The sequence below is a fragment of the Methanofollis sp. genome, from assembly GCF_028702905.1.
Classification (GTDB): domain Archaea; phylum Halobacteriota; class Methanomicrobia; order Methanomicrobiales; family Methanofollaceae; genus Methanofollis.
Window position 1 is genome coordinate 63,656 of record NZ_JAQVNX010000001.1, and the last position, 14,048, is coordinate 77,703.

The 14,048-nt window shown below is 57.9% G+C and carries 16 protein-coding genes and 1 tRNA gene; 6 read left to right on the forward strand and 11 right to left on the reverse strand.

Annotated elements, in window-relative coordinates:
• Positions 1 to 171 precede the first annotated feature (171 nt).
• From mcrA to PHP59_RS00290, 5 genes are all read right to left on the reverse strand, one after another.
• Positions 172 to 1,878 (reverse strand): coenzyme-B sulfoethylthiotransferase subunit alpha, encoded by a 1,707-nt coding sequence (gene mcrA, locus PHP59_RS00270; RefSeq protein WP_300161838.1) that lies wholly within the window; start codon positions 1,876 to 1,878, stop codon positions 172 to 174.
• Positions 1,879 to 1,884: 6 nt separating this feature from the next.
• Positions 1,885 to 2,649 (reverse strand): coenzyme-B sulfoethylthiotransferase subunit gamma, encoded by a 765-nt coding sequence (mcrG, locus tag PHP59_RS00275; RefSeq protein ID WP_300161841.1) that lies wholly within the window; start codon positions 2,647 to 2,649, stop codon positions 1,885 to 1,887.
• Between the two features lie 16 nt (positions 2,650 to 2,665).
• Positions 2,666 to 3,196, reverse strand: a complete 531-nt coding sequence (gene mcrD, locus PHP59_RS00280; protein WP_300161845.1) for a methyl-coenzyme M reductase operon protein D — start codon at positions 3,194 to 3,196, stop codon at positions 2,666 to 2,668.
• Positions 3,189 to 4,505: a coenzyme-B sulfoethylthiotransferase subunit beta gene (mcrB, locus tag PHP59_RS00285; protein WP_300161848.1), complete on the reverse strand. Its 1,317-nt coding sequence runs from the start codon at positions 4,503 to 4,505 to the stop codon at positions 3,189 to 3,191. Before mcrB ends, mcrD begins: the two co-directional genes overlap by 8 nt.
• 617 nt (positions 4,506 to 5,122) lie before the next feature.
• Positions 5,123 to 5,299 carry a CxxC-x17-CxxC domain-containing protein gene (locus PHP59_RS00290; protein ID WP_300161930.1) on the reverse strand — a complete coding sequence of 59 codons (177 nt, stop codon included), beginning with the start codon at positions 5,297 to 5,299 and terminating at the stop codon, positions 5,123 to 5,125.
• A gap of 214 nt (positions 5,300 to 5,513) precedes the next feature.
• Between PHP59_RS00290 and PHP59_RS00295 the strand changes: the two genes are divergently transcribed.
• Together PHP59_RS00295 and PHP59_RS00300 are read left to right on the forward strand one after the other, a co-directional pair.
• On the forward strand, positions 5,514 to 6,179 hold the full coding sequence (locus PHP59_RS00295) for a flavodoxin family protein (protein ID WP_300161851.1): 666 nt from the start codon (positions 5,514 to 5,516) through the stop codon (positions 6,177 to 6,179).
• 42 nt (positions 6,180 to 6,221) lie between these two features.
• Positions 6,222 to 6,647 (forward strand): hypothetical protein, encoded by a 426-nt coding sequence (locus tag PHP59_RS00300; RefSeq protein ID WP_300161854.1) that lies wholly within the window; start codon positions 6,222 to 6,224, stop codon positions 6,645 to 6,647.
• Here the strand turns inward: PHP59_RS00300 and PHP59_RS00305 are convergent.
• Entirely contained in the window at positions 6,634 to 7,137 is a 504-nt protein-coding gene (locus tag PHP59_RS00305; RefSeq protein WP_300161857.1) for a Mut7-C RNAse domain-containing protein, read from the reverse strand. The genes PHP59_RS00300 and PHP59_RS00305 overlap by 14 nt on opposite strands.
• Positions 7,127 to 8,131, reverse strand: a complete 1,005-nt coding sequence (amrS, locus tag PHP59_RS00310) for an AmmeMemoRadiSam system radical SAM enzyme (protein ID WP_300161860.1) — start codon at positions 8,129 to 8,131, stop codon at positions 7,127 to 7,129. Before amrS ends, PHP59_RS00305 begins: the two co-directional genes overlap by 11 nt.
• Before the next feature lie 105 nt (positions 8,132 to 8,236).
• Between amrS and pyrH the strand changes: the two genes are divergently transcribed.
• From pyrH to nth, 3 genes are all read left to right on the forward strand, one after another.
• A complete protein-coding gene (gene pyrH, locus PHP59_RS00315; RefSeq protein WP_300161863.1) occupies positions 8,237 to 8,941 on the forward strand; it encodes a UMP kinase in 705 nt (234 codons plus the stop codon).
• Between the two features lie 54 nt (positions 8,942 to 8,995).
• A tRNA-Pro gene (locus PHP59_RS00320) sits at positions 8,996 to 9,070 on the forward strand.
• Between the two features lie 26 nt (positions 9,071 to 9,096).
• On the forward strand, positions 9,097 to 9,726 hold the full coding sequence (gene nth, locus PHP59_RS00325) for an endonuclease III (protein WP_300161866.1): 630 nt from the start codon (positions 9,097 to 9,099) through the stop codon (positions 9,724 to 9,726).
• Here nth and PHP59_RS00330 read toward each other — a convergent pair.
• The 3 genes from PHP59_RS00330 to PHP59_RS00340 all read right to left on the reverse strand — a co-directional run bounded on the left by PHP59_RS00330 (position 9,711) and on the right by PHP59_RS00340 (position 11,886).
• Positions 9,711 to 9,986 carry a hypothetical protein gene (locus PHP59_RS00330; protein WP_300161869.1) on the reverse strand — a complete coding sequence of 92 codons (276 nt, stop codon included), beginning with the start codon at positions 9,984 to 9,986 and terminating at the stop codon, positions 9,711 to 9,713. The genes nth and PHP59_RS00330 overlap by 16 nt on opposite strands.
• An 84-nt stretch (positions 9,987 to 10,070) precedes the next feature.
• The gene (locus tag PHP59_RS00335) at positions 10,071 to 11,246 is read right to left on the reverse strand and encodes an inorganic phosphate transporter (RefSeq protein ID WP_300161872.1); all 1,176 of its coding nucleotides are present in this window, start codon (positions 11,244 to 11,246) and stop codon (positions 10,071 to 10,073) included.
• A gap of 10 nt (positions 11,247 to 11,256) precedes the next feature.
• Entirely contained in the window at positions 11,257 to 11,886 is a 630-nt protein-coding gene (locus PHP59_RS00340) for a DUF47 family protein (protein WP_300161875.1), read from the reverse strand.
• Positions 11,887 to 12,200: 314 nt separating this feature from the next.
• Here PHP59_RS00340 and PHP59_RS00345 point away from each other — a divergent pair, with 314 nt between their 5' ends.
• Positions 12,201 to 12,482: a phosphomethylpyrimidine synthase ThiC gene (locus tag PHP59_RS00345; protein ID WP_300161878.1), complete on the forward strand. Its 282-nt coding sequence runs from the start codon at positions 12,201 to 12,203 to the stop codon at positions 12,480 to 12,482.
• 564 nt (positions 12,483 to 13,046) lie between these two features.
• On the opposite strand, the gene PHP59_RS00350 is transcribed toward PHP59_RS00345, so the two are convergent.
• Positions 13,047 to 13,946 carry a metallophosphoesterase gene (locus PHP59_RS00350; RefSeq protein WP_300161881.1) on the reverse strand — a complete coding sequence of 300 codons (900 nt, stop codon included), beginning with the start codon at positions 13,944 to 13,946 and terminating at the stop codon, positions 13,047 to 13,049.
• Positions 13,947 to 14,048: the final 102 nt, after the last annotated feature.

Below are 14,048 nucleotides of genomic sequence, written 5' to 3' on the forward strand. Positions count from 1 at the left end.
ATATATCACAAAAAAAAGAAATTCGGGGTGATATTGTCTATGAATCGGGCCACAAACCCCACGTGCGTGAATGGCGCTTCACGCAACAGTGTGTGCGGAAGAGTGTATGGCGCAGATCACGATTGATGTATTTTGCAGAGGGACGTGCAAAAAAAAGGCAGGGTAAGGATCTTACCTGGCCGGGATGATCAGGGAGCGCTCGCCCGCGGGCATGAACTCGCGGATCGCACCCTTTGCAAACTCGCGCCTGGGTTCGGCAAAGTCGAACTTCAGGGACGGGTCTGCGAAGGTGATCTTGATCAGAGGTTCGAGGCAGAACGCATCGCCGCGGCCGTAGTGGGAACCGGCGACGATAGCGGAGTACTCGCCCTGGTGACCGACGTTCATGGCGTAGTTCGGGTAGTTCGGGCCACGGAGTTCGCCCATCAGGCCGCGGTCAGGCTCCATGGAGAGGGAGTTTGCTGAACCGCACTGGTCCTGCAGGTCGTAGCCGAAGAAGCCGAGCCTGGACCATGCATCCTTGTGGATGATCATGGAGAGGTACCAGCCGTTGAGACCGGCGTTCGAGTTGCCGGTTGCAATCGCGGTGGAAAGACCGGAGGCTGCTGCCATGACACCGGCACGCTGGGAACCGCCGAAGTGGTCTTCCATCATGGTCGGGAACTGCTCGTACTGTTCCATGGCGTTGATGGTGACCTCGGTAGAGATGTCGTTGACGACGTCCTGGGTCGGCTTGACCTTGTCATCAGCGGACGGGTTCCTCCAGTCGACGTTGTACTTGTCCTTGATGTAGTCCATGCCGTAGTAGGTGAACTCATCCAGGATGTTGTCGGTGTATGCGGCGGTCGCGTACTGGGTGAAACCGACACCGCCGGACATGTATGAGCCGAGCCAGATCTGGTCGAAGAGCATGCAGCCCGCGCCGACGACCTCGAGGGACGCCTTTGCCGGGTCGTTCGGGTACTTGCGGTCGGCCTGGATCATATCGGCGAAGTGGCCGAACTTGATGCCGCCGGGCTCGTTCGGACCGCGTGCACGGCGGGCCGGGAGGATGGACGCCATCTGGATGACGCCGGCGTGCTTTGCTGCGAAGGAGAGGTCGGCGACTGCCGCTTCACCGGCGCACATGCGGTACGCGGCGATGAAGGACATACCGATCTGCATCGCAGACCAGCGGGAGGTGGTGCCGCCGTCGCACGTCCTGGAGACGATGGACGGGATGTGGATTGCCTGGAACATCGACTTGCCGACCTCGGCCTTGAGGTCCTCGGCCTGCTTCTTCGGGAAGAGCTTCTCGATGTTCAGGAGGAACTGGGGTTCGATGTCGTCTGCGAGCTCGTCGTCGCCGGTGAAGACCTTCACGTAGCAGTCGTCGGTGAGTGCCGGGTGAGTCTCGACCATGTGTTCCTGGACGACTGCGCCGCCCGGCATCGCGTGGTTGAGGATGTGGAGGTACTCGTTGATCGTCTCAGGAGTGACTTCCTTGCCAAGGCGCTTCTGCAGGGTGGCGTGGGCCATGTCCATGCCGACGATAACGGTCCGGCGGATCTCGTCCCACATCTGCTGCATGGCAGCGTTGTTGACGAAGTGCAGGTCGTCGCCCTCGACGAAGACGCCGGTGCCGGAGACTTCGTAGGTCATCAGCTGGCGCTGGCCCATCGGGATGCCGCCAAGGTGGCAGCGTTCGGGGTCGTACATGGAGATACCGCGCTGCATCTCGACGGCGCGGGACTCCTTCATGAACTCGCACTTTCTCGGGGACTGGCGGACGCCGCCGAAGTTATAGAACTCAGTCTTTTCAGACTGCACATCCTGTCCCTGGAACTTCTCCTTGAGTGCCTTCAGGAACAGTTTCTGTGCTCTCTCAATCTTTGCCATCGCTATTCACTCCTCCTTGGGCATGAAACCGTATTTGGTCCTCAGCGTGTGGATGCGCTGGAGGTATTCGATGTACTCGGGGTCTTCACGGAGCGCAGTCCCGACAAGGGAGTGGAAGATCGTGCTGTGCTCCTTGAGCCACTTTGCGTTCATCGGCTTGCCGACTTCGACCGCACGGTCGAGGGGAACGCCGACCTGGTCCTTCACGTAGCGGACGATGCCGTCCTCACCGAGGACGCAGCGCTGGAGGGCGTCGAACATCATGCCGTCCTCTGCAAGACGGAGGGAGTGACCGTGCACGGTCGCACCACGCATGCTGACGAGGGCGGGGTCGAACATCTCGGTCTCGATCAGGGTCTTCGCGTACTTGTCGAGGTCGCGCTCGCGGCACTCGACGATCTGGCGGCCTGACAGGGTGCCGGGGTCGATGGCGCGGAAGCGGTACATTTCTGCGTACGTCCGCTGGTACGGCTGGGACGGGGCGTTGAACATCGAGTCTGCGAACTGGATGTAACGCACGCGGTCGCCGGCCTTTGCGCCATCGGTGGGCTTGACCAGCTTGCGCATCGGGTCTGCGGGTTCCTGCTGCTCGGCAAGGGGCGGGTGGGCGCTCGGGTAGGCCGCACCTGGTGCACGGTGGCCGAGGATCAGGACAACGTCCTCGTCGGTAACGTCACGGAGCTTTTTGAGTTTGTAGCTGGGGTTCATCTGGTTGCGCCTGTTCTGGGCAACGATAGAAGTTCCCGGACCATACTGTGGTTTGTATGCCATTTTGTCACCTCATCGGTTAAATCTGGTGTATATTCTGTCTGGAGATTTCCTGACAGTCTTCCCCCTGCTCCGGGCGGGTGGGAATCGGGATGATGATCGGGCCGTCTTTCTTTCTGGGATCGACGAGTCCGATGACGAGCTCGTTTGTCTCGGGACCATATTTTGCATAGTCCACAAGGGTTGGAGTGCTCTTCATGAACCGGCGGCCTTTCTGGAGCGTGTACTGGATTTCGGTGAAGAACGCGTCGCACGTCTCCTGCACTGCCGCGATCACCTTGTCGTCTTCGACTTCAAGGGTGACCGTGCCGGTCTGGATCTTCATCTCGAATTCGGCGCCGCAGACCTGGATCGTCCGCCTGTTGGTATTGGGATTGGCCTGGCCGCGTGCCGGGCCGTACGGGACAATGGCCGGGAGGCCGGGACCGTTGATCACGATCCGGCGGATTCCCGGAACCCCTGCGACCCGGTTCAGCAGGCCTTCTGTCGTCTGGGGCGACAGGAGACGGAGGGGAACGATCCTGCACTGGGGGAAGGCTGACTCAGGCAATCAGATCCACGCCCTTGGCGATCTGGTCTATCGGCTTGTTGAAGACGTCGATCTTGCCGTAGGTCTCGCCCATCATCTTGGACATGCCTTCAGGTGAGAACATCTGGGTGCCCGCATCGAGGGATGCCGCGGCGACCACACACGGGATCGCAACGCCGTTGGCGTGGCGGGTCACGACGTGGTTGCCGTTGAAGATACCCGGACCGCCGCCGCCGTAGATCGAGTGGCTGAAGAACGAGAAACCGACGGCTGTACCCATCATGCGACCGAAGTCGCAGGACGGCAGGCCGGTCTCGTGTTCAATGAGGTCGTTGAAGTACAGCAGGGTCGAGGAGACTGCCTGGGCGAACCGGCCTGCACCGCAGTTGACGATGGTGGCGGCGAGGGTACCGGCTGCGACGTAGGCGTTCCAGAGCATCGGGTCCTTGGTGTCGTAGAACTGGAAGTATCCGCCCTTCTTGCCCGGTGCAATGACCTTGTCCTCGATCGCACGCTCGACAAGGGACTGGACGACAGTACCGACAGTGCCGGTCTGGCCGTTCTTCTTAACAAGGTCGTAGACCATGTTGTTGGCGTTGAGGCCCTGGTAGGCGTAGCAGAGGAGCTGGTTGCGCTCGAAAGCTCCGATTGCCTGGCCCATCTCGAATTCACCGGCGGTCTCGAGGGTCGACGCAAGGGCGGCGCCCTGAAGGGAGTTCCTGCCGGTCATCATGACGAAGTGGTTGACGGGGACGTTGCGGAGAGCAAAACCGATGCCTTCGTTGTTCTGCGGGATGGACAGGATGGAGGTGACAAGGGCACCCTGCATGTCCATTGTGTGCGGGTAGGCGCCCCAGCAGGCGGCCTTGACCGTGGAGGCATTGAAGGCGTCGATGTTGAACTGGTCGACGATCGCGTAGGTGGTCGCTGCGGCAACGGCGGTGATCGCTGCGTCATACGTGGCGGCGTTCACGAGACGTTTCTTCGGAACTTCGACGAGGAGGAGGTTGCCCTTGTTGAACTCGAGGATGTTGGTGTCGTCACCCTCCTCGACCTGGACCATTTCCTTGATCCTGGCAACAATGGCGTCCTTGTTCTCCATAATCGGGAGGTTCAGTTCGCGTCCCCTGATCTTGCCCTTACCGAGCTTTCCAGCCTTGAGAGCCTGCTCTATGCCCCCAAGGTTGACATTAATCGTTCTCTTAGTCAGGTCGATGATCTTGCTGGTCGCCGGGTTCACCAGCGGGCTGATCTTGTCGAGGGTAACGCCGCTTTTCAGCAGCTTACCGTCATCTGAATAGAGATCGATTTTTTCTGAATATGCTGCCATATCAGTTCATCCTTTTACCCTTTGTGCAGGAATGTTTCTTCATGGAGAATTTCACCCGGTTTTTCAGATGCAACTCTCCAGAGTCTCTACTGCAAGCCCCGAATAGGGACATTATATCTTTTCTGGAAGGCGCATATAAAAGTTCCTAATTTTTTTTAGTACATTAACATTATGTTATACATTAAAATAGATTATTATAATTGTGTGATATTTATCCGGGGCAATTTTGTGGTCTAATATACTGATGTATCAAATATATCGGGTTTCAATCTAGATAGGCTTTATCCTCTGTTCATTTTTAGATATAAAATAGGAATAAAAGTAAATTAATTATTACAAGATAATATTTGTCGGTACTATTACGCGATCCGGGAGATTGCCATCATGATCGGAACCGGGTCATTTGGCGGGCGGCCGGGCGCAATCCTTTCAAAGGGGAAGAATTGTCTTTAAAATAGGACGATATGATATAATGACCTTTCGGAGGTGTGGCGCTGGACCACCCGGGCCAGGAAGATCGCATGGACTCCTGGACTGTGATCCTGAATAGGCACCCTGACGATACAGGCTATACTGAAGATGCAGAAAAAAATGAAAGGAAAAAATGTTTAAAATGTTTAGAATCTGGGCTTTCTGTGCTTGGGGAGGCAATCCCGGCAGTACACAGGTCTTCCGTCAGTCGGCTTGAAGGGAACTTCGCATTCTTTACCGCAGTCTGAACAGACCGCCTTGAACATCTCACGGGGACCGCGGGAGAAGTTGTCCCTCGGGCCACCTACTCTGTTGCCGTACATTATGCTACCTATGCAGTTTTGACGCTGCATCCATATGTTAGGGGTGGCAGTATAAATATCCATGCATTGTTCTCAAATTATGTAACCGGGTGTGGAATCCCAGGATATGCCTTCTAACATTGACAGATTCATAATAGTGGTGGGCAGATACAATCCGGGGCCGTCTGTGCGAAACGCTCAAGGGTTCTGGGTACGATCTTTTGCTGATATACATATGAAAATAATCGGAATCAATGGGAGCCCTCGCAGGCAGGAGAGCATGACCGGACGCCTTGTTGCCGCCGTGCTCCGCGGTGCGCGGGAGGCCGGGGCAGAGACCGAGTTCATCGACGCCACCACCCTCACGGTCAGGCCGTGCAGCGCGTGCACCCTCTGCTACCAGACGGGCGCGTGCCCGAAGCAGGACGACTTTGCGGCCCTCTATGAAAAGATGCTCGAAGCCGATGGCATTGTCTTCGGTTCGCCAAACTATATCGACAATGTCTCCGCGCAGATGAAGGCGGTCTTTGACCGGATGGCCGACGCCATTCACTGCCAGCTCTTTGCCGGGAAGTACGGGTGCGCCGTTGCGACCGCCGGGGGGGCCGGTGCCGACGATATTGCGACGTACCTGAACCACGTCTTCCAGGTCCTCGGGGCCGACACAGTCGGTGCGGCGTCCGTGGAGATGGTCGCGGGCCCTGAAGCCTTTGCCGCTGCCGAGACGGAGGCCTTCGCACTTGGGAAGGACCTTGCCGCGGCGATCGCGGACTGCCGCACGTACCCTGAACAGGAGGCACTCCACGCGGAGATGGCGGCAGGGATGAAAGCACTGGTCTTCGCCAACAAAGACTCCTGGAAGCACCAGTATGACCATTGGGTTGCACAGGGCAGGAATTAAACTTCGTAGCGTTTAAATGGCATCGGGCAGGATATGTGTATCATGCGTATCCTCCCCGCCCTCCTTCTCATCGCCCTTGCACTGGCCGCAGCAGGGTGTACGTCATCGTCATCCCCGGCAGTGACGCCCGATGTGACGCCTGTGGTTACCACGCTCATCCCGCAGACCGGCGACGATCGGCCCGCGATAACTGTCGAGGTGCTCGGCCTCACCCCGCAGTATAGTGTCGACAAACCCTTCTCCTATCTGGCACAGGTGAAGGCCACCAACGCGGGCACAGTCGAAGCCACCGGCGTTGCGGTCGTGGTCAAACTCGTCGACACCGGGACCGGCGACGCCGCCGACACAAAAAACATTCTCATCGAGCGCTTCGTCGCGGGCGATATGAAGATCTACACCGTACGCCTGAGCGGGGCCCCGGATCAGGAATACCGCGTCGAGACCGAAGTCCTCTTTAACCAGCCCTAGGTCTCTCCTCTTTTTTTCCGATCTCTCGCCGCATCCTCGCCACGTGCGACCCCTCCCAGTAGAGGCGGCGACAGATCGGGCACCAGAAAAAAGAAAGCCCTTCCTGTTGCCGTGGCGCATAGACCGCACCGAGGACCTCCTTCTTCCGCGCCGGCCGCAGCGGCGTGTTGCAGACCGAGCAGCGGTCGAAGGTGAACTCCTGCCTGATAAGATCCCGGTCCACGAGTTGCCTCTCCTGCTCAGCCACGTCTGCCGACCTGATGTACACGCCCCGCACCCCTGCCCGGCGCGCGAGTTCGGCGTCCCGCGTCAGGAGGGTTCGCCCGTCAGTCTCGGCGATGGCAAGGAGCACCGTGTCCTCCCGCGGATTTCCCGGAGTGAGGGCGTTCGCCGAGAGAGTGTCGTACCCCATCAACCGCAGGTGCCGTGTCAGCGCGCCGAGCATCCTGTCGGCGAGGAAGCGGGGCCGCCCCTCAGACCTACCTGACAACCGGGATCCTCTCCCCGCACCGGCCGCACCGGTTCCCTTCGAGGTCGACGAACCTGCTCGAAAAACCTGTCCTCTCGATGAGCAGCGCCCCGCAGGAGGGGCAATACGTGTTCTCGTACGGCCCGGGCGGGACATTGCCGAGGTACGGGTAGCGCACGCCGAGATCCTTTGCCTGCCTGTAGATCCGTTCAAGAGTCCTGAAAGGCGTCGCGTCCAGGTCGCGCATCTTGTAGTCAGGGTGGAACCTGGTGAAGTGCATCGGCGTGTCGGGGCCCAGGTTGTCGAGGACCCAGGTGATCAGGGCCTTCATCTCGTCTTCCGAGTCGTTGAGGCCGGGGATGACCAGGGTCACCGTCTCGATGTGCATCCCGTGCTCGTGGGCGGCGAGGGTGGCGTCGAGCACGGGCTGGAGTTTTGCCCGGCAGACCTTCTTGTAGAAGTCCTCGGTGAAGGCCTTGATGTCCACCCTGAAGGCATTGAGCATCGGCGCAAGTTCGCCGAGCGCCTCCTCGGTGATATACCCGTTCGTGACATAGACCGTGCCAAGGCCACGCGCCCGCGCCAGCGTTCCCATGTCCAGGGCGTATTCATGCCAGATCGTCGGTTCGTTGTATGTCCAGGCAATGCTCGCGGACGCCGAGGCGAGCGCCCTCTCCACCCCGGTCTCGGGCGGGATCTCCATCAGCGGGAGGTCGGCGAGGGACGCCTGCGAGATATGCCAGTTCTGGCAGTGCTGGCACCGGAAATTGCAACCGACGCCGCCGAGGGAGTACGAGAGAGTGCCGGGCAGGAAGTGGAAGAGCGGTTTCTTCTCGATCGGGTCCACCGCCTCTGCGGCGACCAGCCCGTAATTTGCCGCATACAGGGCGCCGTCCTCGTTGATCCGCACTCCACAGATCCCGTGTTTGCCTGCGGCGATCGTACAGCGGTGAGCGCAGAGCGAACACCTGACCGTCTCCCCCTCGACCCGTGCGTACTGGTGCGCCTCATGCATGCCCCTGCATGGGAGTTTTCCCCCATTAAAAGGTATGGGCCCCGGGGCGACCGATCTCAACAAGATATATGGGCGTAATTCCTAAACATATAAGGTTAGATCACCATGACGAAGATCGTGCTCTCCCTGGGAGGTTCGATACTGGTGCCCTCCCTCGAATCTCATACTATCTCCCGGTACGTCGAGGTATTGAAGAAAATGGCCTCCCGCAGTCAGGTGTTTGTCGTGGTCGGCGGCGGCGGCGAAGCCCGGCGCTATATCGGGGTCACGCGCACCCTCGGCATCAACGAGGCCGCATCGGACGAGATCGGGATCATGATAACCCGGATCAATGCCTCTCTCTTGATGTATGCCCTCGGCGACGCCGCATACCCCGCGGTTGCCACCTCCTATCAGGAGGCCCGGGTCTTTGCCGAGTCAGGCAAGATCGTGGTCATGGGCGGCGTCACCCCCGGTCAGACGACCGATGCGGTCTCTGCCGTGCTTGCCGAGACGGTGAGTGCCGACGTGGTCATCAACGGCACGTCCGTCGACGGCATCTACAGTGCCGACCCGAAGAAGGACGCACACGCACGCCGGTACGACCGGATGACCCCGCAGGAACTCCTCGGGATCATCTCGGCCGCCCGCCTGGACGCCGGGTCGAACACGGTCATCGATATCGTGGCCGCCAAGATAATCGAGCGTTGCGGGATCCCCCTTGTCGTCATCGATGGCAGGAGGCCGGAAAACCTTTCCGAAGCGGTCTGCGAGGGCACCTTTACGGGTACCGTCGTCAGCGACACCGCATGCAGTCTGTTTCCCTTCTAATTCCCCATCACCATAATTATTTCAGGAAAGACCGCCGATATTATTCGTGCTGGCGGGGTAGTAGGGTAGCCTGGTCCATCCTAGAGCGTTTGGGACGCTTTGACGGCAGTTCGAATCTGCCCTACCCCACTTTTATGGACCGATCACGTGCCTGTTTGATATATCATGCCCTCCGCGGGCGCTATCCTCCGACGATCGAGAACGGGATCAGTTACGGCGCCCCCTTTGAAGTGCTTGTCCTGACCATTCTCTCAGCCCAGACCACCGACCACTCTGTCGAAGCGGTGCGGCCCCTCCTCCTTGCCCGGTACCCGACGCCCGCAGCCCTTGCCGCCGCGGACGAGGAGGCGGTCGCCGCCATCATCAGGCCGACCGGGTTTTTCCGGGTGAAGGCGCGGCACATCATCGGCGCCGCACGGCAGATCACGGATACCTTCGGCGGCGAGGTGCCGGCGGACCTCGACAAACTTCTCTCCCTCCCGGGCGTCGGGAAAAAGACGGCGAACATCGTCCTCTCCAATGCCTTCGGCATCGACGAGGGGATCGCGGTGGACACCCATGTGCGCCGGATCTCCCGTCTCCTTGGTCTCACCGACGAGGACGACCCGGAGAAAATTGAAAAAGACCTGACCGCACTCTTCCCGCGGGAAGTCTGGGGCGAGGTCAATGCCCTGTTTGTCCAGCACGGGCGGGCGGTCTGCGTTGCGGGCAGGCCGCGCTGCGACGTCTGCCTGCTCACTCCCTGGTGTCGGCACTTCAGAAGAGGGGTTCAGGAGAAGGTGTAGAGTTCCTGTTCTGGAGTGGCGGTTCCGGAGGGTTTCACCCCCGCTCCCTCCATCTTTGGATAGGGGGTGGACGGCAACCTCCTCACGATCTCATATTCTCTCTTCCCCGGACCAATCCCGAGCGGGGGTCCGGGGGATGTGAACGGAGTGAACACAAGAAAATCTCTGATTTTCGAGGGACGAGCGTCAGCGAGTTCGAGAAGACCATAGGGTCTTCGCTGTCCGAACAAAGTGAGGTCAAGAAGGTCGAAGACCTTCACTGTAGTCCCCCGGCAGGCAGTATGGGGAAGGCAGGTATCCGCGCTTCCCTTCAGGAGATCACAATAGAGGTTTTCCCGATCCACTCAGGAGAAGAAGATGTCCATAAGGACATAACATCCCCAGGCGACCGCTGCGGAGGCCGGGACGGTCATGACCCAGGCGGCCACGATGTCCCGCACAATCCCCCACTTCACGGCCGAGTAACCCTTCGTCGCCCCGACACCCATGATCGCCCCGCTCATTGCATGGGTCGTGGAGACCGGGACACCAAAGGCGGTGACGAGGGAGAGGACCGCTCCTCCTGCAGTCGATGCGCAGAAACCCTGGTACGGGCGCATCCGCGTGATCTTGTTCGCCATCATGTCCACGACCCGCCACCCGCCAAGGAGGGTGCCGAGGGAGATCGCGGTGCAGGAGATGAGGATGACCCAGAGGGGGACGGCGAACTCGGTGAGGATACCCCCGGCAACGAGCATCGCCGTGATGATGCCCATCGCGTTCTGGGCGTCGTTGCTTCCGTGACCTATCGACTGGAAGGCCGCGGCCACGATCTGGAGTTTCTTAAAGCCATGGTTGAGGATGAGCGGGTTTGAATGAGCGAGGCGCCTGATGATGACGACGCCGAAGGCATAGGCGACCATGAACCCGAGCATCGGGGAGACAACCATGAAGACAACGACGCTGACGATCCCGGAGATGGGGAGGAGGCCGGAGGCCACGAGAATCGGGATCAGGATGGTGATGCCGGAGAGTGCGCCGATAGCCAGGTACCGATCCCACGCTTCGCCGGTGGCGAGGGCAAGATAGACTGCCACCGCTATCCCGCCGATCGCCCCGATTACGACCATGACGACCAGTTCGACGAAGAGCGTCTCCGACGGCCAGAGGATCGACTCGATCCCTGCCCGCGCCGTTGCGGCGCCGAGGATGCCGCCGATCAGCGCGTGGCTGCTCGATACCGGGATCCCGAAGTATGAGCAACCAAAGACCCAGAGCACCGCTCCGATCAGGGCCATGAGAATCAGATGAGGAGTGAAAACAGCGGGATCGACGATGCCCCGGCCAATCGTCTGTGCGATCGCGGTCGTGAAGAGGAGCGGACCGACAAGATTGAAAAATGATGCAAGGGCCACGGCCTTGAAGGGGGAGAGCACCTTGGTCGCCACGACCGTGGCTATGGAGTTTGCGGCATCATTGAGGCCGTTGACGAAGTTGAACATCAGGGCCAGCATGATGCCGAGAATTATGACGACTTCCATGATCGACTCTTCAGGAATGTCTGATTGCGATGTCTGAGAGTACGTTCGCCACGTCCTCGCACTTGTCGGTGGCGACCTCAAGGTTCTCGTAGATGTCCTTGAGTTTGATGATCGTGATGGCGTCGTTGGTGGCGAAGAGGTCCTTGATCGCGTTCCCGAGCACGACGTCGGCAAGGTTCTCAAGCCGGTTGATCTCGATGCAGTGCGTCTCGACGGTGCGGGGGTCGTCCATCTTCCTGATCAGCCGTACCGCTGTCTGGACCTCTTGTGTCGAGAGGAGGATGAGCCGCGCCAGTTCTTTCATGACATCGTCGGCCTCGGTGACGCCGTAACCGTACATCTGCTGCGTCGTCCCGTCGATGTAGTCGAGGATGTCGTCGAGGGCGGTGGCAAGCCGCGAGATCTCCTCAGGTTCCAGGGGGGTGATGAAGGTGAGGTTGAGTTGCTCGTAGACCTGGTGGGCGATCTCGTCGCCTTGATGCTCGATCTGTTTCATCTTGTGGCACTTGTTCTGCACGTCGACGTAGTTGTTGACGAGCGCGTTGAGCAGCAGTGCCCCATCATTGACCGTATCTGCCAGTTTCTCGAACAGGTCGAAAAATGCCTTATCCTGTGGCACAATCCATTCCTTTAGACCCACAATACACCCATCTTCTATCAGTTGCCTTCTGGCAAAAAACCATCCTTCCGCGTGGGGATGTCAGCGGTGCAAGACGCGGGGTATGTTCCTGGCTTTCCCGGGTTTATCATGCGGTAAAACACGAATCATTACCATCCGGGCCGGTGCCGCAGGGCGCCTCAGCCGCGGCGGGGGTACGCGGTGCCACGCAGTATGTCATGTTCAGGAATTTTTCTGTCATAAACCCGCTTTATGCCTGAAGTCATGGTATTCGCGGCAATCTGGAGCAGTATTCTTGAAGTGGCACGACCCCTCAGCGTGACGCCTACCCGGTCGTGGTCGAAAATGGCCGTGAACACCTGACTGCCGATGGCATCCTCGCGATCATCGGGACGCATAAGATGGAGGGCCAGATCGCGTTCAGGATTGCCGCACACATTGGCGACACGGTGAAGAGGAATGCGGACGGGAGGGATCTTGAGATGGCCCGGAGTCGTGCCGACTTTGACAGGGACGGTCAGGTCGCCTGTTCGATCCGGAACGGACCCGGTGGATCATGGGGGACAGCGGCGATGGGGCCCGCAACATGTGCGGGGACTTCTGTGCGATCAGGTTGATGAAGACGATATGCGGATCGGGACAGGCCCACGACATCCCGGAAAAAGGCGTGCGACCCTGAGGGGGGCCGGTTTTTTTCTTTTTTGATCTGTTGTATCCCTTATGATCGGAACGATGTCTCCCCTGATTACATGACGAGCAGAGCAAACTTCCCCCCTTCCTCATAGTTTTAGAGGGGTGGAGCCCCCTGCACAGGCACGCCAGAACAGAATATCTCAGTGATCACTCTTGGAGTTACTTTCACGCGAGGGTTTACCATGAAAATGATCCAGAAGATCCGTTCTCCGGGTTTTCATGAGGTTTTGACTCTCAACGAGCACCCCATGATGGAGATGGAGAGGACAAAATCACCTTCAGAAAAGGTTCGCCCTCTGCCTTCCCCGTCCTATCGTAATTCCGGGGGTCTGGGGGCAGCGCCCCCGGCGCAAGCGTGCGGGAAGGCACGTTGACCAGACGAACTCCTCAGAACAATTTTCATGCGGTATGCCTGAGGCGTGCTCCTGACTCATGCCTGATTCTACAAAGCCATTCGAAAGCGAGATTTTCGTAAAAACATGGCCGGGTTATTGCTTATACCTGTACAGCAATCGCTTCTTCCCAATATACCGCTCGATATGAGTTTTCGGGATTCCTAGTTTAATGAGGTGATTCAGCAACTCGATTTGCCCTGTCTGATCCAGTGTCTTAATTTCTTTCTTTGCCTTCCGCAATTCTTCGATCATCCTTGAGTATGGAAGATCTTCAGCCCCCTCTAGCAGTTGCCTCGCAACTTTTGAATTGTCATACACGATCTGACAAAAATGTCCTTCTTTTCGCAGAAGCTGGATGTTGCAACTTTTTCCCATGCGGCGATAACAGTACGTGATCTTTTGATAGCCATTTTGCCAATCGATAACAGCATATGAAAACGGAGAGCAGTTAAGCGAAACAAGAGCCTGACCTTGAATGTCTGTAAGGCAATTATCAAAGTGACCACACACCACAAATTGAGTGTTTATGTCGAGTAACCATGTCCTATTTGAATACTCTGGATGTGCGATGACGATATCGATATTTTGCTTAGTTAATTCAGCTTCCTGTCTTTCTGCACCGTAGGGAACTCCCCAAAAATGAACTCCCTGAATGACTTTCTGTTTTAAGGATAGTTCAAAGATATATTGGCTGTTCTGGATTTTTTTTAGGATTTTGTAGTAGTTGTCATATGTGTTATCGTGGTTTCCCTCAATGATGATAGCATATCTTTCTTTCGACTCTAGGTACGAGAGCACCGTTATAAATTCTTTAATATCATCTACATTGCCCGTAGAACCGCTATCGTATATGTTGTCCCCGGCAAATACAACGACATCGGGACTAATGCCGTCAATCATACTCCGAAGATAAGTATTGTCAATTAGTTGATGGCTTGACAGACCATTTTCCCTTCTTCCCCACGCGATGTCACTCAACGCTAAGATTCGCAAACTATGTCCTCAAATGTAAGTTGTTCTGCTCTGTTGATTTATATTCAGTGATGCGAAGCACCGCCTTTCACCCTCCCCGCCCTCCCCACTTCCCGGAACCGT